This window comes from Hyalangium versicolor (assembly GCF_020103695.1).
Classification (GTDB): Bacteria; Myxococcota; Myxococcia; order Myxococcales; family Myxococcaceae; genus Hyalangium; species Hyalangium versicolor.
Genome location: NZ_JAHXBF010000029.1, coordinates 88,140 through 110,115, shown reverse-complemented (window position 1 = coordinate 110,115; position 21,976 = coordinate 88,140). Strand labels below are relative to the sequence as shown.

Sequence of the window (21,976 nt, the reverse complement as noted above, 5' to 3'; positions counted from 1 at the left end):
CGCTCGAGAGAATGCAGAGCGGCCGGGCGGGCGGCGGCACCCGCCTGCCCATCACAAAAAACCATGAGCCCACTCTGCTCCGGCGAAACCGCTGGCCACCTGTGGCCGGCCTTCGCCGAGGAGCAGATCATGGCCTATCAAGCACCGAACGGAGCAGATGTTGCCGAGCCGCATCGCGAGTTCCTGGAGCACGACAAGCCTCACGAAGCTCCCCATGGCGAAGGCCGTGACATCCGCCGTGCCCCGACGGATCTCTCCTTCAAGCTCGAGCTCGCCTATGCCACCCACCGCATCTGCCGCGTCACCGAGGATGGCGTGTGCAAGGCGTGGGACGAGGTCAAGCTGCGCTCCTACAACGGGAAGCTGGGAGGTCCGCTCATCGAGGCCATTCCGGGGGACACCCTCAACATCGCCTTGATGAATCGGCTGCCTCCCGAGCCGGACGAGCACTCGCCGCATGTGATGCACGATCATCCCATGACCGAGCCCCACGGCTTCAACACGAGCAACCTCCACTTCCATGGGCTGCATGTGTCGCCCGCTGGGAACGCCGACAACGTGATGCTCGAGATCTCCCCCGGCCGGCACTTCCACTACGAGGTGAAGATTCCCAAGGATCATCCCGCGGGTACCTACTGGTACCACGCGCACAAGCACGGCTCGGCGGCGCTCCATATCGGGAGCGGCATGGCCGGGCCCCTCATCATCCGAGGAGACATCGATCGGGTGCCAGCCATCCGGGCCGCTCGAGAGCAGATCATCCTCTTCCAGCAGATCCCCTACAAGCTGGTGGACGATCCCACGATGCCGGGCCACCAGGCCAACATGGTGGAGAGCTACGATCTCTTCGGGCCCACCGTGTGGCCGACCCTCGGCCGGCGCTTCACCCTCAATGGAGTGGTCGAGCCTACCTACGAGATGTTCCCTGGCGAGGTGCAGCGCTGGCGCTTCATCCACGCGGGGCTCCGCGAGGGGCTCAAGCTCCGGTGGGTCCGGCGCGTGGGAGATCAGGAGATCGCCTTGCCTCAGTTCCAGATCGCGCACGACGGCATCACCACGGGGCGGATCGACACGGTGACGGAGACGGAGCTGTTCCCGGCGTACCGCGTGGACGTGATGGTGCGTGCCACGGAGCCGGATGGCCGCCCGCTGAAGCCGGGGACGTACTTCCTCGTGGACAACTCGGTCACCGGGCCCGCGCACACCCTGGCTCGGATCGTCGTGAAGGGCCCACCGAGGCGGATGTTCCTGCCGCGGCCTCAAGAGCTGGCGCCGCTGGCTCCGTTCAAGACCATCGAGGACGACGACATCACAGGGCACCAGGAGGCCGTCTTCAGCATCGATACCAGCGTGACACCGCCTCGCTTCCTCATCAACGGCAAGCCCTTCGATCCGCACCACGCACGGATCCTCTCCCTGGGCGCGGTAGAGGAGTGGACCGTGAGCTCCCTGAACTTCAACCACCCATTCCACATCCACGTGAACCCGTTCCAGCTCAAGACCGACGACGGGAAGATCCTCTGGAAGGACACACTCCTGGTGCCCGCGGGGAAGACCTTCAAGCTGCGCACGCGCTACGAGCGGTACATCGGGCAGTTCATGATGCACTGCCACATCGTCGAGCACGGGGATCTGGGCATGGCCGAGCTGATCGAGGTCGTGCCCGATGGGGGAGAGCACGAGCACGGTGGTGCGCACGGGGGCGGCGGTTCAGACCACCCGGAGCCTCATCACTGAGCGGACATGGGGGATATGGCAGGTGGCGCTGGAGGCGCCCTAACATCCGACACCACACCGGTCATCCTGGGGCCTGCCATGAGCGAAGCGAAGATCCCTGTCTCCGAGAAGCTCTCTCGCTACCTGGATACCGAGGGCCGGCTGAAGAACTGGCCCTCCCGGCGGTCGGACCAGCTTGACGCGCTGAGCTACCTGGCCGCTCGGCTCCCCTCGGACGTGGAGTGGAGCGAGCGGGAGCTCAACGATCTGCTGAAGTCCCTTCACACCTTCGGGGACTGGGCGCTGCTGCGACGCGACCTCTATGACGCGAGGCTCCTCGATCGATCGCCTGATGGCCGGCGGTACTGGAAGGTCCGTCCGCCGGCCTGACGGAGCGCTACGGGCAGTCCGCGCTGCAGGAGGCGTGTGTCTCCCAGACGTTGCATGTGGCGTCGCCGCACGAGGAGTTGAGGAACGTCTCCAGCACGGCCTTGCGGTGCGGGATGAACGTTCCCGTGAGTGCCGGAGAGATCTGGTGGCGCGGGCCGTCCGGGCCCGTCTCCGTCTGCTCGGAGATGTGGACGAAGCGCAGCGAGAAGGGCCAGATGAGGCCACCGCCCAGGTTGTGCCCCACGCTGAGCTGGTGGCAGCCCGCGCACGACAGCGCCATGGCCCGCTCCACCACCTGGTCCGGCGTCAACGTGCTGGGGATGGACGTGAGCGCCGTCTGGATGTTCGTCCGGAAGGGGCTCGCCCCCGAGCCGAACTGATTCACGTACTGGTTCTCCGTGGCGCTCTGCGCGTCGCTCTGACCGCTGTTCGTGCTGTCTGGGAACGCCATGTTGAAGAGGTTGATGTCATTGACGGCCAGGGCGGGCACCTGGGCGGGGAAGAGCGAGCTCTGGAACGTCGGAGCCAGTGCGTGCCCCGAGCCCGGATTGAACAGCGTGCCTCCCGGATTGGTCTTCACTGTCACGGGGATGAACCGCGTCACACAGGGAGCCACGCTGCAGTCCTTGCGGATCTTGAACTCGCGCAGCATCCAGTTGGGCTGCATGAACTGGTTGGTGCGCACCTGTCCCGTCTCGGTGGGGCGATTGCCCAGGTTGTCGACGTGGAGCACCGGCATGAAGCCCGGCAGGCCCGCGAAGTAGAAGCTGCGCAGTGCGTCCGCGCGCGCGCTGGCGCTGGGTTGCAGCGTCAGGTTGGCCCAGAAGTCGGCCACGGGGCGGCACCCTTCGAGCCCCAGGGCTGGCGTGGGGTTGGGCAGCATCGCCTCGAAGATGATGAGGTTGCGGCTGCCCGGGTTCGTGAAGCCCGAGCGCTTCGCGAAGGCGACGCGGTACTCGCCGCAGTTGGAGCCGTTGGCGGGCGCCAGATCGAAGCGGTTGAACAGGCCAATGGGGATGTACGCGTCCGGGTTGGTGGTGGGGCTGGTGTACGGATCCACCGTGGCCTGGTTGCCCTCGGTGCGAGGACACGAGAGGGGGAACCCGTTCATGTTGAGCACGCCCGGGCTGTTACAGTTGGGGCCCAGCCCCAGTCCCGGCGAGAGCCGCTCCGTGTCCCACCACTGCTGGAACACATCCAGCATCGTCGTGGCGGAGCCCGTGCTGGTGCCCAGGAGTTGTTTCATGACGTCCTGGAAGGGAAAGCGCGTGAGGATGACGTCGTCTGTCACCACCAGCGAGCGGCGCGGATCCACGGTGACGAGCAGCGCCGAAGGTCCCGTGCGCTCCGGGAGGGGAAGAGCACCAATGCCGCGGCGCTCCGGGTGCAGGTTCTCGCTCTGAGCCTCCGGCGCGGGGAGCGAGGGGGCGCGCTCCTCGGACTCGGTCGTGCTCGAGCCGCAGCCGCTCGCCAGGCTCAGCATCGTGGCCCCGAGCAGGGCCGCCCACTTCCTCTCAGTGAGACGATTCATCTGTCGCTCCTCCGCGGCCACGCTGGGTGCCCGCGTCATATGATTCTGAGGAAAATACGACAGATATGATAAAACAGTTAATACGGGATTCTACTGTGCTCTCGATGGCGCGCCGCGTCTACCGGCTACCGCTCCGCCATCGGCTGGTGGCTCACGATGCGCTCGGCCTGACGGCCCATCAGCTCCGAGTAGTGATCGTGGTGGGCCACGTATGAGCCGAGGCCCGCTGACACCGAGCGCAACTCCACGATGAAGTCCTTGAGCTCCGCTTGCGGCATATAGGCCGTGAGGATCTCCCAGCCGGGCAGATCCAGATCGGCATCGAAGCCCAGCAATTGTCCCCGGCGGCCCGTGACGAGCCGCTGCGCGCGAGGCATGGCATCGCGGGGCACGTGGATCTCCATCCGGAGGATGGGCTCCAGGAGCACCGGCTCCAGCTTGGGCAGGCTCTCCGCCATGGCCAGCCGTGCGGCGGTACGGAACGCCTGATCCGAGCTGTCCACCGAGTGGTAGGTGCCTCCGGTGAGGGCGACGGCCACGTCCACCACCGGGAACCCCAGTGGCCCTCTGCGCAGTCCGTCCAGGATGCCTTCCTCGACCGCAGGGATGTACTGCCGGGGCACGGCCCCGCCCACCACGGCGGAGGTGAAGGAGAATCCCTGTCCGCGCGGCAGCGGCCGCACGTCCACCACCACGTCACCGAACTGGCCATGTCCGCCGGACTGTCGCTTGTAGCGGGCGTGGTGGGTTCCGTGACGGCGCACGGTCTCCCGATAGGGAATGGGCACGGGATGCACCGCCACCGGGACCCGGAGGCGCGTGCTCAGGCGCTCGATGGCCTCTCGCAGGTGAAGCTCCCCCTGGCCTCCGAGCAGCAGCCGCTGCGTGTCCGGATCCTGATCCACGGACAGGGACGGATCCTCCTCGACCAGTCGAGCCAGCGCGCCGGGCAGCTTCACGTCATCCGTGCGTTTCTCCGCGGTGATGGCGACCTGGTGCACGGGAGGAGGTGCCACGGGCCAGATCTCCGTGCGTCGCGCGCCGTCCACCTCCACGTGATCCCCGGCGTGCGCCGAGTCCAACCGCCCGAGGATAGCCACCTCCCCCTCGTTGGCCGTGCTCACGGGCGTGTGCTTCGTCCCGTGCGGTTGGAACACGCCGGTCACTCGACCTCCACCGAGCGTGCCACCGTCCGCTACGGTGCCTCGCCACACGCGCACCAGCGATTGCTTCCCCACGTGGGGCAGGTGCCAGATCTTGAACGGCTGCACCCGTGAGGTCCCACTGACCGGGATCCCCAGCCGCGTGCGTGTCTCTTCGACCCCTGGCACTTCGTGGCGCAGCCCCTTGAGCAGCCGCAGCAGCCCCAGCCCTCGCTCGGCCGAGCCGATGAAGACAGGCACCAGCCGATCCTCTCGCAGCGCTCGTGCCATCTGCTCGTAGAGGACTCCGGGGGGCGGCACGATGTCCTCGATGAGCTGCTCCAACAACGCGTCATCCTGATCCGCCAGCCGCTCGAGCATCTGCCTTCGGGCTGCCTCCTCCACGGGGCGATCGCTCTCGGGCAGGGGGATGAGCGCGGCCTCCTTTTCCGCCGTCGTGCCCCATGCTCGCTCGCTCACGAGATCCACGATGCCCACCATCCGCTCGCCCTCGCGGATGGGGATCTCACGGAGCACCAGGGGGCGTGCGGAGACGACCTGCAGGGAGTCGAGGAGCGCCCTCAGCGACGCGCCGCTCTCGTCGAGCGCGTTCAGGAAGAGCAGGTGGGGAATCTGTCTCTTGTCGAGGAAGTGGAACAGCGGAGACAGGGCCGCCGCCCGCTCCGGTCCGGTGTCGCAGACCACGAGCGCCGCATCACAGATCATCAGGGCGTGTTTCGCCTCCTGGGCGAACTCGGGAGCGCCTGGACAGTCGATGAACGTCCAGCGCTCGCCCAGGAACTCAGTGGTCACCGCCGCCAATTCCGCCGTCATGGTCCGCCCGTTCGCGGCTCCATCCGCGCCCGGGGGCCTCAGGGCTCCGGCACCCGTGACGCGCAGCAGGGACTCCAACAAGGTCGTCTTTCCCACTCCCTGGGGACCGACGAGGGCGACGACACGCGGCGAGGCAGGATGCTTCATGGCGGACTCCTGCTGGAGGCGGGTATTCCCGCACGGAAGGTGGAGTGCCCCCGCGCGCTTGAGAAGCCGAGAGGGGGCGAATGGACGAGGGCCCTCTCTCATGCCTGCTGGGAGAGGACCCTCGAAGTGCCGCGACGCACCTACTCGGTCACCACATTGCTGCCCTCGTGCTCGGCCATCTTGAGCAGTTCCTGCCGGGACAGCTCGTCCATGGTGCGCTGCATCTCCATGCCCAGGTTCATCAGGTCATCGCGAGATGCCAGGCTCACCACGCGCGGGAAGAGCAGGTCCTCCTCCTCCTTCACGTGCGACTTCACGGACTGCATGAGCTTCATGGCGTCCTGCATCAAGCGCGGATCGTGGCGCTTGAGCTGAAGGATCTCGGCGATGAGCTGCTTGACCTCGGCATGTTCCTGGAGGGAGTGGTCCACCATGTCCTGGATGCCCATGCGCCGGGCGAAAGGATAGAAGTGCCGCTCTTCGATCTCCGCGTGCATCGTCAGCCGCTCCGAGATCTGGCCCAGCAGGGTGATGCGCTCCTCCTCATCGCACCGCTGAATGCGATCGAAGAGTTCGTCCACTTCCTGGTGCTGCTGCTTCAGCATTGCGAGCGCGTCCATGGGCTCGGCTCCTTTCGGATATTCGGGTGTACGCGCCAACGGTCCGCACGCACGCACATCCAGGCAAGGTACCGAGCATCCAAGCAGCGCGTCTCAGCCCTGCGTGCTGTCCTGGTCCCCCTCCGCCGTGTTCATCGGAGCACGTGGGCGGCCGGAATCCGAAGGACGGAGGCGGCGGATCGCTCGGAGCAGGAGCTCCTCATCCAGCGGGTTGACCAGGAAGCCTCGCGCTCCCAGTTGGTGGGCCCGCTCGAAGCCCTCGTCCTCCGAGGCTCCGTGGACTATCAACGCTCCGGCGATCCGCACCTCGCCCATGAGCAGCCCCTCCATGGCCTGCATGGGGGCGAGCACGACATCCGAGGGCGTCGTGTGCAGGACCTCCAGCGGGGTTGCCACCTTCGCGGTGTGGCCATGGCGGCTGAGGATCCGAGAGAGCAGGACGACCGTGACGGGCGGCCAGCCGTAGAGCATCAACGGCGCCTCGTCCGAAGGTTCGGGCGAGTAGGGGGTGGAGAACTTCTCGATGGAGTCGCGGATGCCGTACAGCTCGTTGAGCGCGCGGGATAGCGATGGGTCCGAAGCGAGGTGCGGCTCCACCCGAGGCTTTCCCGAGGCGGCGCGCACCGCGTCCAGCGCCTCGATCGAGGCCGGGGCGGGCAGCGCGACGTGGAGGATCTCCCGATCCTTCTTCTCCAGGCGGAGCGGGACGACATGGTACTGCCGGGCGATCCGCGCGGGGACGAGCCGGGCGAGCTGGCGATCCAGCCGCTCGCGATCCAGATCGATCGAGTCGATACCAAGCTGCTCGGAGAGTGCCTCGAGCAACTCGGACTCCGTGCAGACCTGCTCCCGGATGAGGGCTCGTCCGAGCGGGACTCGCTCCTCGTGGTGGTGCACCAGCCCCAGGCGGAGCTGGGCGCGGTTGAGCACCCCTCGTTCCAGGAGGATCTCCCCCAGCATTCGCTTCTGGCCAATCTCCATGATTGATCGGTAGATGGCACCTGTCGGCGGGTACGACGACGGGCGCACGGCAAGGGCCTCGGTTGGCTGCCCGCCCTGGGGGCGTTCAGCGCGCGGGGCGGTACTCGTGGATCCACACCACCTCGACTCCCCACGTGAAGAGCATCCAGTGCCGGGAGAGGCGGACGAAGTCCTCGGCCTCGATGGGGCGCGTGACGGTGATGATGCGCGTGCCAGGGCGGCAGGTCCGGAATCGCTCGATCAGCCGCGCCTTTGTCTCCGGAGTGAGCGCCAGCCAGTTGGTGAAGAGGTGGGTGGCGTCTCCCAGCTCCTCGCGCGTCATGTCTCCCACGGTGAGGGTGATGCCTGCGGCCTGGAGCCGAGGCGCGACGCGTGTCACGTGGTCCGCGATCAGCTCTACTCCGCGGGCCTCGGCTCCCAGCCAGCGGGCCGCGATCAGCACCCGCCCACGCCCCGCGCCTAGATCGATGAGCCGGCTCGTCCGGCCGACTCCGGCCCGATTGAAGACGTAGAGCGCCGTCATCAGCGGCGTCTCTCCATAGATGAGTTCTCGGAATCGCTGGCCCGTGGCCTTTAGCGCGCGGACCACCTCGAAGGTCCGCCGGGCCCGGTAAGGCGTGTGGATGAGCTCCTGCCACCAGATGGCCAGATATGGCCGAAGTAGCCGAGGCCGCCACAGCAGCAACAGTAGATCCGTGAAGCGGATGATGAGGGCGAAGACCCGGACCTGGAGCTGCAAGGCGAGCCGTTCGAAGAAGGGGAGATCGAACTCCTCCAGATCGTCGTCGCGCTTCGCTCCCGGTGCTGGAGAGGTGGGGTCGGTCATGCGAGGCGGAGGTTCACAGCGGGTGGACCGTACCACGCCATCGGCAAGGGCAGGCGAGCGGGCACTGAGCGGGCTCGAATCGTGTGCAGGTTCCGGCGCCTGCCTGGATGGAGAGTGCTATGGTCCTTGGCCGTGGCGCCGCATGAAGAGGACGAGGACTCGGAGCAGTTCGAGACCGCCAGCATCCCGGTACAACGGAAGGGCCCGGTTCGGGTCAAGCTGGTGTTCCTGACGGGGCCGGACGCCGGACGGAGTCATTCCCTGGAGGCGGGCAAGTTCCTGCTGGGCACCGCTCCTTCGTGCGATCTCGTCGTGAAGGATCGCGCCGTCTCGCGGCAGCACCTGCGGCTCGAGGTTCGCGAGGAGGGAGTGCTGGCGCGGGACATGGGCTCACGCAACGGCTCGTTCTGCGAGGGCATGCGCTTCACCGAGCTGGAGGTTCGTCCGGGCGCGGTGCTCAAGCTGGGCACCACCGAGCTGAAGATCGTCCCCGAGGACTCGCGCGAGCGCGTCATTCCTCCATCCGAGCGCACCAAGTTCGGCGCGCTGGTGGGCGACAGCCGGAAGATGCGCGAGGTCTTCACGGTGCTGGAGCGCCTGGCGGCCGGAGACGCGGATGTGCTGGTGCAGGGCGAGACGGGCACGGGCAAGGAGCTGTGCGCCGAGGGCATCCACCTGGCGAGCAAGCGCAGCAAGGGGCCGTTCGTCATCGTGGATCTGGCGGGCATTGCTCCCTCGTTGATCGAGTCGGAGCTGTTCGGCCACGTGAAGGGCGCTTTCACTGGTGCGCACACGGATCGGGCGGGTGCCTTCGAGCGGGCCAATGGGGGCACTGTCTTCCTGGACGAGGTGGGTGAGCTCCCGTCGGAGATCCAGCCTCGGCTGCTGCGCGTGTTGGAGCGGCGCCAGGTAAAGCGGGTGGGGGCCAACGACTACCGCACGGTGGATGTGCGGGTGGTGGCGGCCACGCACCGGGATCTGGAGGCCTCGGTGCAGGCGGGGAAGTTCCGCGAGGATCTGTTCCACCGGCTGGCGGTGCTGCGCGTGACGCTGCCTGCGTTGCGCGAGCGTCCCGAGGACATTCCCCTGCTGGTGGATACGGTGCTGCAGCGGACGGGCAAGCCGCCGAGCGCGTTGTCGGAACAGACGCGAGCCCTGTTGGCCCAGTATCCGTGGCCCGGCAACGTGCGCGAGCTGCGCAACGTGGTGGAGCGTGTGGTGAGCCTGGGGGAGGAGGCGCTGCCGGTGATCGCGGCTCCAGCCCCTGCTGCCGCTGACAAACCGCGTCCGGCTCAGGCTGCGAGTGCCCCCAGCGCTGCGGCCGAGCTGGAGCTGCCCTTCAAGGAAGCCAAGGAGCGGCTCATCGAGGGCTTCGAGCGCGACTATCTCAAGGGCCTGCTCGAGCGGTGCGAGGGCAATGTCTCACGCGCCTCGCGAGAGGCCGGAATCGATCGCGTCTATCTGCGCAAACTGTTGAAGAAGCACGGGCTCCACGGGCACGATGGTCCCTGAAGCCACTGGATTCAACTGACTTCCTGTAGCACGGCTTCCAGGTTGCGCCTGCTCGCGGAGACCTTCGCGAAGGCAAGCTCGAGCCGGTGGCTGATCATCTTCTTGTCAGCGCGCTCGGAAGACTCGAGCTCGCTGAGCGCTACCTCCAGCTCCTGTTCCGCGACGGTGAGGAGTTCCTTGGCTTCCTTGATGCGCTGCTGAAGCTCTGCGCTGATCTGGGAGGAAATGGGAGCCGTCCTTGGACCTTGGATGGGTCCCCATCGAGAGAGGCTGAGCCTATAGCCCAGCGCACCCATGAAGTCGAATCGGGACGAGCCGCGCCGCGTCAGCGATAGATCAATCCGGACAGTTGCCATGCCAGCCGGCGGCGGAAGGCGGGTACTTGTGACAGCGTGCCAAGCACCAGGTTGCGCACCGGCCGGAGCAGTCCCGGCACTGTCGCCAGCCGCGTCAACAACGAGGCGAATCGGACGACGTCGACGGCCACCGGGCGCCGGGCCGCTGCATACGCGTCGAGGCGTTCCTCTCCAGCTCCGGCCAGCACGGCGGCGAGCGCCTCTCCGAGCGCCGCTGCGTCCTTGAGGCCCAGGTTCATTCCCTGTCCTCCCGCGGGGCTGTGCACGTGCCCTGCGTCTCCGGCGAGCAGCACGGGCCCGGCTCGGAACTGGTCCGCAACCCGATGGTGGATGCGGAACCGCGAGCCCCATGTCACCTCCGTGACGCGTGCCTGTCCACGGCGCGGGCCGCGCGTGTCGAGCAGGGACTGCACGAAGGCCACCGTCGGGTGCTCCGGCGCCTCTTTGACGGCGGCCACGATCCGGACCGTCCCATCTGGCAGCGGAGCCCACACGAGCATGCCCGCATGGGAGAAATAGAGGATCACCTCATCTCGTGGCAGGTCGCCTTCCACGCGGACATCGGCGAGGGTGAAGGACTCTCCGGCATGCTTGTCCCTCCCGAACTCGATCCCGGCGAGGCGACGGATGGTGCTGTGCATGCCGTCGGCGGCCACCACGTACCGCGCATGGATGGACTCGCCGCTGTCGAGCGTGGCGATGGCGCCAGTGCTGTCCGCCTTCAGCCCGATCACGGAGTGAGGGCGCAACACTCGGCCGCCGCGGGCTTCGAGTTGCTGGAGCAGCACAGCCTCGGTGGTCGACTGCGGCACCATCAGTGCGTACGGATACCGGGTCGGAAGATCGTCGAACCGCACGGGGACGAGCGTGTGGTCCCGGTCGCGGATGGTGAACCGTGGCGCATGGATGCCCGCCGCCGCGAGCGGTGCCGCCGCCCCGATCGCCTCCAGGACTTCGAGCGTATGCGCGTGCACCACGGCGGCTCTCGAGGTGTTCGTGGCCTCTGGCTGAGCATCGATGATCGTCACGTCGGCCTTGTGCCCAGCGAGGGTGGCCGCGGTCGCCAGGCCGACAGGTCCTGCGCCGACAACGAGCACGTCGGTACGAGCGGGAATCATGCGGAATCCTCCAGTCAACAACTGTTGGCCAACGCTTGTTGGCATCAAGGTAGAAGCGAGACCGTGGAAAGTCAACGCTTGTTGGCATACGCTTGTTGGCATGGTGGAGGAGACACGGCCGCGCCGCTCGGATGCGACTCGGGCAGCAATCCTGCGGGCAGCGCGCGAACGGTTTGCCGCGGACGGGTACGAGCGGGCGACGATCCGCGCCATCGCCTCGGATGCCGGAATCGATCCCTCGATGGTGATGCGCTACTACGGCAACAAGGAGCGCCTCTTCGCCGCCGCCGCTGAGTTCGATCTGCGACTGCCTGATTTGAAGGGAGTGTCTCCAGAGCGGCTCGGCACGGCGGTCATCGAGCACTTCATCCAGCGATGGGAAGGGGACGAGACGCTGACAGCGCTGCTGCGAGCGGGCGTCACGAATCCGGCCGCCGCCGAGCGGATGCGGCAGATCTTCGCCGAGCAACTCGCCCCCGCTGTCCGGGCGGTGAGCCGGTCAGGCGAGGAAGCTGCCGTACGCGCTGGTCTGGCGGCCACGCAGGTGCTCGGGGTGGCGCTGTGCCGGTACGTGCTGTGCCTACCGCCTGTCGCGGCCATGGAGCGCGCTGCCCTGGTGGCCTGGGTCGGCCCGACGCTCCAGCGCTACCTCGTTGGCTCGATCGACTGACCCTGTCGGGGCCGCCTGGTACGAACCTGTATGCTTGTCGGACAGGTTGGTGACGGGTTCGGCCGACAGGGCTCCTCTGGTATGGATGTGTCCTCATGTGGATCTTCGGATACGGCTCGCTGATCTTCCGCCCCAGCTTCCCGTATGAGGAGCGCCGAGAGGCGTGGCTGCAGGGCTGGGCTCGCCGCTTCTGGCAGGCGTCGACGGACCACCGAGGGGTGCCGGAGGCTCCTGGCCGCGTGGTGACGCTGGTTCAAGAACCGGGTGCGCGATGCTGGGGCATGGCGTACCGGATTGCTCCCGAGCGTGTGGAGGAGGTGCTCGTCCACCTGGATTTCCGCGAGCAGGGCGGCTACGAGCGCCACCGGGTGCAGCTGGAGACGCGCGAACCTCCACCCCTGGATGCCGTCGTGTACCTGGCCGGTCCAGCCAACCCTCACTACGTGGGCCCCACGACGGTGGAGGAGATCGCGGCGGTGGTGCGCTCCGCCCACGGCCCCAGTGGCTCGAATCGGGAATACGTGCAGCGGCTGGCGGAGGCGCTCGCTCTGGCCGGCGAGCAGGACGCGCACGTGACGGAGCTGGTGCGGCTGCTGTAGGGGACAGCTACGCCTGGCTGCGGACAGGACGCTTGCTGCGCGGGATCAGCGCGGGCCTGCCGGTCCACAGCGCCCCGAGGACACCCGCGCCGACCACGGCGTGGAGCGCGCCAATCCACCGGACATCCTCCAGGAAGATCACCGCCACACCAGCCACGGTGATCACCGCGGCGACGACGGCGCACAGGATCCACGCCCAGCGCCTGCGCAGGAGCAGGAAGGAGGAGCCCAGCCCCGCGCCGGCTGCCAGCGTCAGGAAGGCGACCGACATGGCCCCGGACATCTCCGTGGCCACCAGCCCCATGATGGCCAGGTACAGCGTTCCGATGCCGAGCGTCGCCACCGCGAAGTCGAGGAAGGTCGCGCTGCGGCGGATGTGGAGGGGCTCGGACATGGGGCGCACACCCATCATACTGAATCCCGTCACCAGACCACCGGGAGACGTAGGGCGGGGTGCACGAAAAAAGTGAGCCCGACCAGGGTATCCTCCTGGCCGGGCTCGGGGTGCTGCCATTTCGTGAGACCTGCACGTTTAAGTCGGCCGCTCAGTTTGAGGCCTCGCGCTCTGCGATTGAGCTACCGCCTCGGAAGAGGAGAAAGAGGCGGGCTGGAATTGCACCAGCATCTCGAGGTTGGGTGCGAACGACGGTCGATCAGGCCTGCGACAGCGGATACTCAGTCTGGAGTGAGAGTCTGAACGTGGGGTGCCTCACGGGCTTCCACACCTGCCTCTACCGTCGTTGGGCTACCCCGCCGCGAGGATGAGTGGCGGGGGCAGGACTCGAACCTGCACTGTCAGTGGAGAAGGGACCGATCCGCATCAGTCTGAGTTTCAGTTTGAGCTTGCACTCCAAACCCTTCGGTCAGCGCGGGCGCTCACCGAACACGTAGCCGAACACAGCGTCTCCGGCTTTCATTTCTTCGACCTCGGCGTTGTTGGCTTCCTCCCGGGCGAATTTCACGGCCTGTTGAAGCTTCTCGACGCGCTCCAGCATGTCCTGGATGCGGGAGGCGGGCAAGGCACCGGAGTACTTCACGGTCTTCCAGTAGCCCACGACGATGTCCTCGTAATAGACGTCCACCTGGGCGGGGTGCTTGTCCGTGGCCTCGGCCTTGATGTGGTTGCGGGGGACCTTCTTCGTCTTCGCTGTCTGGACCGGCTCGGTGGCCCACAGGTTCTGGGCGTGATCCGGGACCCACGATTCACTGGGGTCCAGCTCGGGCAGCTTCTTCACGAAGGTCTGCATGTCGACGAGCTGCTTCTCGAGGAAGAGGAGGTACGTGGCGGGCACGTTCTTCAGGAGGACCCTGCCATCCACCACGACATCCGCCTTGGCCCGGCAGTTGGTGAGATCCTTGGTGGCGGTGACATCGAAGAGGCGGGAGAGGATCTCCTGCGTCTTCTTGAGCAGCTCCTCCGCGCGCACCTGAACGCGGGTGGACTCGGGCGGGAACTTCTCTCCCTCTTCGTCCTTGGGTTGGTAGGTGCGGGAGATGCCCGCCAGAAGTGCGGGCTTCTGCAGGGCGTGGTGCGCGTCGCTCAGCTCCTGGTGCGAGCGGCTCTTGATGCCCTTTTCGACGGCGATGATCTGGTTCAGCTTGGCCATGACGGTTCTTTCAGTTTTATGAGGTCTGGAAACCGGCGACGCGGAGCGTGCGGTGGACCTGACCGGCGCGGAGCGTACCGCAGCTCAGTGCGGCCCGTCATCGCCGGGCGGCCGGTCGAGCGTGCGCATCACCACGGAGCGGCACGCGCTGCAGATGACGCCCTTTCGTTCCCAGTGGATCTGCTCCTCCCACTCGCGCGGATCCTCTGGGCCCTGCTCGAGCTGTTGCATGAGCGTTGCGAGTTCGTCGCCCGTTCCGCGCCCTCCGCCATCCAGCACGTCCTGTTCACCTTGAAGGACGAGGGTGAAGCGGTAGTACAGCTCGCTCGGAGCGAGGCGCCGCCCACAGGCGGCACACGTCTTGGTTGAAGGTCCGGCCACGAGGCAGACACTAGCAATCTGGCCTGGACATCCGTCATTGCCTTCCGCAGGGCCCCACGCTTGGATGCGGCGCCGTGACGAAACCGCTCTGTCGTGCCTCCCTCTCCTTCGTCCTCTCCAGCCTCCTGCTGGCTTCGACCGTGGCCCGAGCGGAGTCTCCCATCCCGCAGGAGCCGGAGACTCCCGCCACGCAGCCAGCAGCAGAGCCGGTTCCTCCCACGGAGGTTCCGGTTCCGGCAGTGCCTGAGGCACCGGCTGCTCCTGTCGTCCCACCGACGCCGGCCGCTCCCTCCAGCACGCCTGCTGCACCCACCGAGGAGCAGCTCCCGGTACTCACCGCGCTCTACCCTCTCTGGGAGAACACCGCCCGGGTGCTGCAGCACCGGAGCCTGTATCTGGGCACCAGCAACGCGGAGTTCGGCCTCTTCGGCGTGGCCCAGCTCGGAACGCGGCCGCTGTCCTTCATCTTCCGCACACCCAACATCCACGCGAAGCTGCGGCTGCTGTCCCGCGAGCGGCTCGAGGTGGCTGCCCACGCGGAGGTGGTCGTCTTCCTGCCCGGATCCAGCGAAGCCTTCACGTCGAGCAACTACATCTCCCGCTTGGACACCCGGGACATCCTGCTCACGGTGGTGCCCGTGGGGGCCACGGCCTCGTTCCAGATCATGCCCTGGCTCTACCTGCACGGCACCACCACGGTGATGGGGATGTTCGACGACGGGCCCTACCTCAACCGCCTGGTCTTGGGGATCAACCTCGTGGCGGAGTTCCTGGCCCTCCAGCATCACTCGGTCCGCGTGCACGCGAGCGAGGTGGGCTTCTGGGACCATGACTTCAACATGCTCGGCGCGTCCTACTGCTACCGGCGCAGCTGGTTCGAGTTCCAGGTCGGTTACTACTATCGTTTCTTCGGGAACGATGGCCGCCAGACCAGCCCGCTGATCGCCCTGGGGGCGTACCTGTGAGGCGCCTCCTGCTCGCGCTCGCCCTCCTGGGGCTCGCCGCTCCCGCGTGTGACTGGGAGCACTACGCGATGATGAACAGCATCCCCGCGAAGGGGGATCCGTCGCTCAACCCCGTGGTGCGCGTGTACCTGGGGTTGGATGGGCTCTCGTACCCCGCCGTCGTCCGCGCGCGCGAGCGGGGCGCGTTCGCTGGATGGAACCTCTCGCGCTTCGTCTCCATGTTCCCCGCGACCAGTGATGCCAGTTGGTCGCGCATCTTCCACACCGAGCGCTTCGCCGGGTACGAGTTCGGCCACTACGATCCCGTCAAGGACAAGGTCTACAACAAGGCCCTGGGCGGGCTGATGGTGCACCTCGTGCCGCCGCTGGAAGAGCTGCCCTTCACGCTGCCCGCCTATGCCCAGACGCCCGCCTACTACAAGGCGTTCGACTACCACGCGAGCGCCTATCTCGACGCGCTCTGGAGCTATGACCGGCCCGTCTACGGTTACTACAAGGGGCTCGACAACGTCTTCACCGCGCTCGCCGGCCGCAGCCAGGTGCAGGACGCCTTCACCGCCTACATCCTCGAGACAGATGTCGTCGGGCACATCCGCTCCGAGGATGACATGGTGGACGTGCTCGTCTCCCTGAGCGAGCGCATCGAGCGCTTCAAGAAGGACCACCCCGAGCGCACCTTCATCTTCACCATGTTCGGGGATCACGGCATCGACGGCATCGCGAAGCCGGCGGATTCCGTGATCGACTTCCGCGATGAGCTCGAGGAGGCAGGCGTCGCCACGGTGGACTCCTTGAAGGACGCGGACAAGAAGGAGGGGCCTGCGGCGATCGCCATCCTCCACACTCGCGTCACCTACGTGGCGATCCATGCCCGCCCGCGCTGGGTGGAAGAGGTGGCGCGGCGAGCCTCCACGTGCGCGGCGGCGGACCTCGTCTTCGCGCGCAGCGAGTCGCCCGGGCCTGACTTTCCCGAGGGCCTCGAATGGGTGAGCGTCTGGCGCGAGGGCAACCTCATGGCGCGCTTCGGCTATGACATCGCCACGGACTCCTACATCCTGCCGAGCGAGCATGACTGGGCGGCGCTCGATCTGCCCGTTCTCTTCAACCAGGGGGCTCCCTACGCCGTCTTCGGAGATGAGCAGCTCTTCTCCCTGAGTATCGATCGCACCTACCCGGACTTCTTCTTCCGCGCGCGCACCGCGTTCGAACCCGTCAGCGTGGAGTTCCCCTCGGACATCATCGTCTCCTACCGCCACCCGTTCATGTCGGTGGGCTACCAGGCACCCATCAGCAGCCTGAACGGAGTGGGCACCGGCGGCAGCCATGGAGCGATGGATCGGCTGGGAAGCTTTGCCGCCGTGCTCTCGGAGGAACGAGAGCTGCCCTCGACGGTGCGCTCCGACAACCTGCTGGAGTTCTTCCCGGCCCTCGTCGACCACATGCGCGAGCGCGAGGTGGAGACGATCCCCGGCGCTCAGGGGGCCGATCTCGACTACGACGCGTTGCCCTGAATCTGCTCCGCGTCGCTTTGTGGCACCTCTGCCCGGGTTGCGGCCCTGGGGACAGGCGGGTCCGGTCTCTCCTGCAGCTCGGTGCGTGTGGGGCGCGCGTTCGTTGGCAGGAAGACCCGGAAGGTGCTCCCGCGGCCCGGGTGGCTCTCCACGGTGATGTGGCCTCCCAGCTCCGTGACGATGCGGTTGCACGTGGACAGGCCCAGTCCCGTGCCCTGGCGCGGAGGCTTGGTGGTGAAGAACGGATCGAACAGCCGCTCCAGGTCCTCCTCGGGAATCCCCGCCCCGGTGTCGTGGATCGACACCATCAGCAAGCCCTCCTCATGCCGGGTGGAGAGCCGGATCTCGGCCGAATCGCCTCCCTGCGGGGGTAGTGCCTGCACGGCATTGAGGAGCAGGTGGAGGAACACCTGCGCCAGCCGGGACTCGTTTCCATAGAGCGGAGGCACCGGCGCATAGTCCTTCACCACCCGCGCCCGGTGCTTGATATCCCCCCACGCCATGTTCACGCACGAGTCGAGCAGGGCAGGGAGGTTCACCAACCCGTGTTGATCTGGCGCGTTGCGCGCGAACAGCTTCAGATCGCGCACGATGTCCCGCACCCGGCGGCTCCCGGAGAGAGTCTCGCCCAGCGCCTCCAGCAGATCCTTCGCGCGCTCGCCGGAGTGGAACTCGCCCTCCTCGATCAGGGTCTGCAGCTCCTCGTTCACGTAGTTCAGGTTGCTGAGGATGTAGGCCAGCGGGTTGTTGATCTCGTGCGCCATCCCCGCGGTCAGCGTCCCCAATGAGGCCAGCCGCTCCGTGGTCACCAGCCGCTCCTGCACCTGCCGGCGTTCGCTGATGTCCCGCACGATGCATGCGAGCGCTGGCGCGCCCTGGAAGACGAGAGGCACCGTCACCACCTCGCCCACGGCCAGCCGGCCCTGGCGGTGGCGGAGACGGAGTTCTCGTGAGGAGCGGGAAGGGGAGGGCTGGGTGAGCGCCTCCTCGTGCCCGGGCATGGCGCACTCCGCTACCGGTTGGCCCACCAATTCCGCGACACCCGCGAGCCCCAGCAAGGCCGACGCGGACGGATTCGCGAACACCACGAGGCCCTCGCGGTGGATGAGGATGGCATCCGGAGCCTGATCGAGAAAGGTGCGGAAGCCCGCCTCGGAGCGCCGCAATTCCTCCTCGGCCCGGTGCCTCCGGTGCTCGCTGCGCAGCCCGACCAGGAGCGTGCCGCAGGTGGCCAGCACTGGCTGCAGCAGGGGAGCGAAGGTGGTGTCATAGCCGCCAGGGCGATTGGCCAGCCCCACCATGCCCACCAACTCCTCACCAGCGCGGATGGGCAGCCCCAGAAAGGCTCGCAGCGGATGGGGTTCCTTCGGGCCTCCGCTTCTCGGCTCCTCGGCCAGCCGGTGATTGGACACCACGGGCTGGCCCGTCATCAGCACGGCGTCAGAGAGGCTTTGCAGCGCGGTGGACTTCACTCCGTGCGGCGCCTCACCTGGCGAGGGCTCGTGCATTCCCGGAGTCCACGCCAGGTTTGCCAGCGCGAGCGGCTGGAGCACGGGCCTCCCTTCGGGACCGCGCACCACCTCCGCGATGAACCCGAACTCACTGCCCGCCTGCTCCATCATCACCGCCAACAATGGCTCGAAGAGCCGAGGCGGCGGCTGGCCTTGCAGGAACGCTGTCTGTACCTGGCTCAGCGCCTGCAGAAGGGGGTGGATCGCTGGAAACGCCTGATCGGGCGTTGGCGTCATGGCTCCGCTCCCGGGTTGACGGTTCGGTCTTCATCTCCCGGAGGCGGCTGCACACATGGGCGCAACCGTTACGGCCCCCCCTCCGTCTTACGGAGTATAAGGAATTAGAAGATTAACCGGTACCCTGGGCGGAACTTTCTAGCCTGATTGTAGTCTGTCCAACGGACACCTCAGACCTTGGTACGAGACAGGGCGGGGCGTCTCAGAACGGCTCGTAGCAGTCGTAGTTGCGGATGGAGGCGATGCGGCCGTCCCGGAAGGTGAAGAACTGGCCGATCCGGGCGTGCAGCTGGCCACCCACCGGAACGCTCCCCAGCGGAACCGCGAGCGTGCCCGTCCAGTCCATCTCCAGCGCCACGGTGTCTCCCGAGGCCACGGTGGTGCGGACCTCATAATGCTGCGCGGTCAGCACCTGCTTGCCCCGCTTCGAGGACTCTCGGCACGCGTCCGCATCCCGGACCTTTCCCGTGGGGAAGAGCCGGTTCGGGTACTCCTGGTGGGTGAAGTCCGGGTGGCAGAACTGGCTGAACGCCTCATCGCTCGCCCCCTGCTCCACGGCCTTCACGAAGCGCAGCGCCGTCTCGAGGTTCGGTGTCGTCATGGTGCTCTCCCGTATTGATACACAACGATGGTTGCACAACCATGGTTGTGCATGCAAGAGCTTCGGACATGGGACATGAGAAGGAAGGCTCGGCCGTGAGCCTGGAGCAGCTCGATCTGGGCTACCTGGCCCTCTTCGTGGGGATGCGGGTCAACGAGCTGACGCTCGACGAGCTGCATGGCGCTGGCTTCACGGGCCTGCGCCACGCGCACGGCTTCGTCTTCCAGCACCTGCTGGGAGGCCCCCACTCCATCAGCGAGCTGGCGGCGCTGCTGGAGGTGACACAGCAGGCCGCCTCGAAGACAGTGGCGGAGTTGGAGCAGCTCGGCTTCCTCGAACAGACGCCTTCGACGGATGCGCGCGTGAGGCGGGTGGGGCTCTCCGAGCGCGGGCAGGCGGCCGTGGAGAAAGGTCGCTCGGTGCGGGCCGAACTCGAGAAGCGCTTCGCTCGCACCCTCGGCCGACGCGCCATTGACGACGCACGCAAGCTGCTGGCCCAGGTGCTGGACTCCCTGGGCGGGGCTGAGGCCGTGCGCTCCCGCAAGGTGCGCCTGCCTCGCTGAGTCACCTGCTACCCAGCCCCTTTCCCGAGGGCGAGGGGCACGAAGTCACGCCAACGTCGATAACACGCAAATCCAGTATTTACGTGAAGTTCCGGGAAAATCGTGATTTGGCCTTGTGGCGTCTCGCTTTGCTGAATACCATGGGGCCGCTGTGCCAGGGCTGCGTCAGGCATCTTCCTTCTCAAGGGGAACAACGGCCTGAGGTATCGGAGGCACGCGAGCCAGGGTGGCGGACGGCACTCCCCATGGGCCAACCACCCCATCCCCGTCAGGGCTCCCTCCGGAGCCAAAGGAGCGCAGAGTGAAGACAGAGTTCAACACGACGAGAAAATGCTGGCAGGCCATGCTTCTGGGGGCCGCCGTCCTGGGAGCGTGTGGGCCCGTGCAGGAGCACCCGGGCGAGGAGGAGCTGGAGACAGCGGAGCAGGGCGCTCTTTCTGGAGTGGCCCTGGGTATCGACACGGGTACCTCCTATGTGACGGGGGAGCAGCCCCTGAGCAACTTCGCCGAGCAGGCGATGTGCGAGTTCTCCAACCTGGGAGCCAAGTGGGTGCGCATCGAGGCGGACTCGAGCGGCGTGGACGCGACCACCTACCGCCGCATCGTCCAGAAGGCGCACGACAAGAACCTCAAGGTGCTGGTGGTGGTGCCGGCGCGCTACTGCGGCGCGGACAACCAGACGGAGATCGACGCGTTCACCACCAGCTACGTGGCGCACCTGAACGATCTGGCCACCACGGTGTTCACCGGCACGACGGCGGCGGACGGATATGAGATCGGCAACGAGCCGAACGTCACCGAGTCCCTGTGTCCGGACGGCGCGCCGCGCTTCCGCGTGGCGCCCAACGCCTTCGCGTGGCTGCAGCGCCGGGCCTGGCAGTGGAAGACGACCAACAGCCGCACGGAAGTGCTCGTGAGCGGCGGCTTGCTGAACACGTACACCACCGAGCCGTTCTGGAACTCCTTCTTCGGTTCGGCTGCCTTCTCGGGCTTCTCGGGGACGCGGCCCTTCGACTACCTGGGCGTCCACCCGTACAACTCGTCCAAGCTGGACACCAACTGCATCAACGCGGGTCTGACGACGTGCTTCACCTCGTGGAAGAACAACGTGAGGGACGGGCTCATCGCGGCGGCCAATCGCGTGAACACCGCCACGGGCACCACGGGCTCGAAGGTGTTCGCCACCGAGTTCGGCTTCCAGGTGGCTGCCGCGAACAGCGACTGCACGGGCTTGGACAGCTGCACGCTGTTCATGAGCCAGGCGGCCAACAACACGCCGTACCTGCAGTTGGCGGCGGCCATGAACGCAGCGGGCGAGGCGTTCGTGAACAGCGCCGTGACGCCGATCGCCATCTGGTATGACTACCGGGACGAGGCGACCGAGACCTTTGGCCTGCGCTCCGGGTGGGATGTGACGACCGGCAAGTACACGGCGAAGACGGCTGCCTGGAGCAAGTTCCGCACGCTGGCGGGTGGCACGGGCAGCACCCTGGCCGAGGCCTGCTGGGCGAAGGGCGACTACTTCAAGGCGGACTTCGAGAACGGCGACACCCTGCGCTCCACCTCGTCCGGTGATTGGGCCTACGGCTACTACAAGGCCGAGTGCGCGCCGGGTGAGCGCATCATGGGCGTGTCCAAGTCGATCGCCAACGGCTGGTCGCGCGTGGGTCTCTGCTACAAGGATCCGCTCTACGCGGGCCGCTACACGCAGCCCAACCCGCGGTTCCCGGCGTGCTCCGTGCGCATCGTGCTGAATGGCAGCGATCGTGGGCAGGCGCTCTCGCCGCCCAAGTCGCCGACGACGACCGTCGACTGGGATCCGGGCAACTACCTGGCCGAGTGCGCGCCCACCGAGTACGTGGCGGGCGTGGCGCAGAGCACGGACCACAAGTTCAGCCACCTCCTGTGCTGCCCGGCCGCTGTGTCCGCGACGTCCTGCTCCACGGTCGCTTTCGGGAGCGCGGACCACCAGGAGTCGACGGACTCCGGCAACTGGGATGCCGGCGGTTACAAGGGTGAGTGCGGTGTGGGCCGCTACGTGGCCGGCGTGAGCCGCACGCCCAACGGCCAGCCGAACGCGCTGCTCTGCTGCAACCAGTAACGTAGGAACCTACCGGGGAGGCGGCCATCCTGGGCCAGCCTCCCCGGTGGTCTCAGG

General features: G+C 66.9%; 21 protein-coding genes. 9 read left to right on the top strand and 12 right to left on the bottom strand.

The window, feature by feature from the left end; all coding sequences use genetic code 11:
* Window positions 1-63 precede the first annotated feature (63 nt).
* Both KY501_RS43085 and KY501_RS43080 read left to right on the top strand, forming a co-directional pair.
* Window positions 64-1,737 (top strand): multicopper oxidase family protein, encoded by a 1,674-nt coding sequence (locus KY501_RS43085; protein ID WP_224370095.1) that lies wholly within the window; start codon window positions 64-66, stop codon window positions 1,735-1,737.
* Between the two features lie 78 nt (window positions 1,738-1,815).
* Window positions 1,816-2,106 (top strand): DUF2087 domain-containing protein, encoded by a 291-nt coding sequence (locus KY501_RS43080; protein WP_224370093.1) that lies wholly within the window; start codon window positions 1,816-1,818, stop codon window positions 2,104-2,106.
* A gap of 7 nt (window positions 2,107-2,113) precedes the next feature.
* Here the strand turns inward: KY501_RS43080 and KY501_RS43075 are convergent, their stop codons facing one another.
* From KY501_RS43075 to KY501_RS43055, 5 genes are all read right to left on the bottom strand, one after another.
* Window positions 2,114-3,637: a hypothetical protein gene (locus tag KY501_RS43075; protein ID WP_224370092.1), complete on the bottom strand. Its 1,524-nt coding sequence runs from the start codon at window positions 3,635-3,637 to the stop codon at window positions 2,114-2,116.
* Between the two features lie 125 nt (window positions 3,638-3,762).
* Entirely contained in the window at window positions 3,763-5,760 is a 1,998-nt protein-coding gene (locus KY501_RS43070; RefSeq protein WP_224370090.1) for an elongation factor G, read from the bottom strand.
* Window positions 5,761-5,900: 140 nt separating this feature from the next.
* A complete protein-coding gene (locus KY501_RS43065) occupies window positions 5,901-6,380 on the bottom strand; it encodes a hemerythrin domain-containing protein (RefSeq protein WP_224370088.1) in 480 nt (159 codons plus the stop codon).
* A 93-nt stretch (window positions 6,381-6,473) separates the two neighbouring features.
* Window positions 6,474-7,409, bottom strand: coding sequence for a GspE/PulE/PilB domain-containing protein (locus tag KY501_RS43060; RefSeq protein WP_444881617.1), 936 nt, complete (start codon window positions 7,407-7,409; stop codon window positions 6,474-6,476).
* Between the two features lie 37 nt (window positions 7,410-7,446).
* Complete coding sequence (locus tag KY501_RS43055) at window positions 7,447-8,187, bottom strand: class I SAM-dependent methyltransferase (protein ID WP_224370086.1); 741 nt, start codon at window positions 8,185-8,187, stop codon at window positions 7,447-7,449.
* 114 nt (window positions 8,188-8,301) lie between these two features.
* Between KY501_RS43055 and KY501_RS43050 the strand changes: the two genes are divergently transcribed.
* On the top strand, window positions 8,302-9,699 hold the full coding sequence (locus KY501_RS43050; RefSeq protein ID WP_373691712.1) for a sigma 54-interacting transcriptional regulator: 1,398 nt from the start codon (window positions 8,302-8,304) through the stop codon (window positions 9,697-9,699).
* A gap of 11 nt (window positions 9,700-9,710) precedes the next feature.
* Here KY501_RS43050 and KY501_RS43045 read toward each other — a convergent pair whose 3' ends face one another.
* Together KY501_RS43045 and KY501_RS43040 are read right to left on the bottom strand one after the other, a co-directional pair.
* Window positions 9,711-10,055: a hypothetical protein gene (locus tag KY501_RS43045; RefSeq protein ID WP_224370084.1), complete on the bottom strand. Its 345-nt coding sequence runs from the start codon at window positions 10,053-10,055 to the stop codon at window positions 9,711-9,713.
* A complete protein-coding gene (locus tag KY501_RS43040; RefSeq protein ID WP_224370082.1) occupies window positions 10,025-11,218 on the bottom strand; it encodes an FAD-dependent oxidoreductase in 1,194 nt (397 codons plus the stop codon). Before KY501_RS43040 ends, KY501_RS43045 begins: the two co-directional genes overlap by 31 nt.
* Before the next feature lie 55 nt (window positions 11,219-11,273).
* On the opposite strand from KY501_RS43040, the gene KY501_RS43035 reads away from it, so the two are divergent.
* Both KY501_RS43035 and KY501_RS43030 read left to right on the top strand, forming a co-directional pair.
* Window positions 11,274-11,843 carry a TetR/AcrR family transcriptional regulator gene (locus KY501_RS43035; RefSeq protein WP_224370080.1) on the top strand — a complete coding sequence of 190 codons (570 nt, stop codon included), beginning with the start codon at window positions 11,274-11,276 and terminating at the stop codon, window positions 11,841-11,843.
* A gap of 95 nt (window positions 11,844-11,938) precedes the next feature.
* The gene (locus KY501_RS43030; protein ID WP_224370078.1) at window positions 11,939-12,442 is read left to right on the top strand and encodes a gamma-glutamylcyclotransferase; all 504 of its coding nucleotides are present in this window, start codon (window positions 11,939-11,941) and stop codon (window positions 12,440-12,442) included.
* Between the two features lie 7 nt (window positions 12,443-12,449).
* Here KY501_RS43030 and KY501_RS43025 read toward each other — a convergent pair whose 3' ends face one another.
* From KY501_RS43025 to KY501_RS43015, 3 genes are all read right to left on the bottom strand, one after another.
* The gene (locus KY501_RS43025) at window positions 12,450-12,836 is read right to left on the bottom strand and encodes a hypothetical protein (RefSeq protein ID WP_224370076.1); all 387 of its coding nucleotides are present in this window, start codon (window positions 12,834-12,836) and stop codon (window positions 12,450-12,452) included.
* Window positions 12,837-13,305: 469 nt separating this feature from the next.
* A complete protein-coding gene (locus KY501_RS43020) occupies window positions 13,306-14,049 on the bottom strand; it encodes a DUF7873 family protein (protein ID WP_224370074.1) in 744 nt (247 codons plus the stop codon).
* A gap of 84 nt (window positions 14,050-14,133) precedes the next feature.
* Window positions 14,134-14,430, bottom strand: coding sequence for a hypothetical protein (locus KY501_RS43015; RefSeq protein WP_224370072.1), 297 nt, complete (start codon window positions 14,428-14,430; stop codon window positions 14,134-14,136).
* 74 nt (window positions 14,431-14,504) lie between these two features.
* Here KY501_RS43015 and KY501_RS43010 point away from each other — a divergent pair, with 74 nt between their 5' ends.
* Both KY501_RS43010 and KY501_RS43005 read left to right on the top strand, forming a co-directional pair.
* Window positions 14,505-15,395, top strand: coding sequence for a hypothetical protein (locus KY501_RS43010; protein WP_224370070.1), 891 nt, complete (start codon window positions 14,505-14,507; stop codon window positions 15,393-15,395).
* A complete protein-coding gene (locus tag KY501_RS43005; RefSeq protein WP_224370068.1) occupies window positions 15,392-16,906 on the top strand; it encodes a hypothetical protein in 1,515 nt (504 codons plus the stop codon). The genes KY501_RS43010 and KY501_RS43005 overlap by 4 nt, the downstream gene beginning before the upstream one ends.
* On the opposite strand, the gene KY501_RS43000 is transcribed toward KY501_RS43005, so the two are convergent.
* Together KY501_RS43000 and KY501_RS42995 are read right to left on the bottom strand one after the other, a co-directional pair.
* Window positions 16,888-18,654 (bottom strand): ATP-binding protein, encoded by a 1,767-nt coding sequence (locus KY501_RS43000; protein WP_224370066.1) that lies wholly within the window; start codon window positions 18,652-18,654, stop codon window positions 16,888-16,890. The genes KY501_RS43005 and KY501_RS43000 overlap by 19 nt on opposite strands.
* A 202-nt stretch (window positions 18,655-18,856) precedes the next feature.
* Complete coding sequence (locus tag KY501_RS42995; protein WP_224370064.1) at window positions 18,857-19,255, bottom strand: nuclear transport factor 2 family protein; 399 nt, start codon at window positions 19,253-19,255, stop codon at window positions 18,857-18,859.
* A gap of 68 nt (window positions 19,256-19,323) precedes the next feature.
* Here KY501_RS42995 and KY501_RS42990 point away from each other — a divergent pair, with 68 nt between their 5' ends.
* Together KY501_RS42990 and KY501_RS42985 are read left to right on the top strand one after the other, a co-directional pair.
* Window positions 19,324-19,818, top strand: a complete 495-nt coding sequence (locus tag KY501_RS42990) for a MarR family winged helix-turn-helix transcriptional regulator (RefSeq protein ID WP_224370062.1) — start codon at window positions 19,324-19,326, stop codon at window positions 19,816-19,818.
* A 301-nt stretch (window positions 19,819-20,119) separates the two neighbouring features.
* Complete coding sequence (locus KY501_RS42985) at window positions 20,120-21,919, top strand: hypothetical protein (RefSeq protein ID WP_224370060.1); 1,800 nt, start codon at window positions 20,120-20,122, stop codon at window positions 21,917-21,919.
* Window positions 21,920-21,976: the final 57 nt, after the last annotated feature.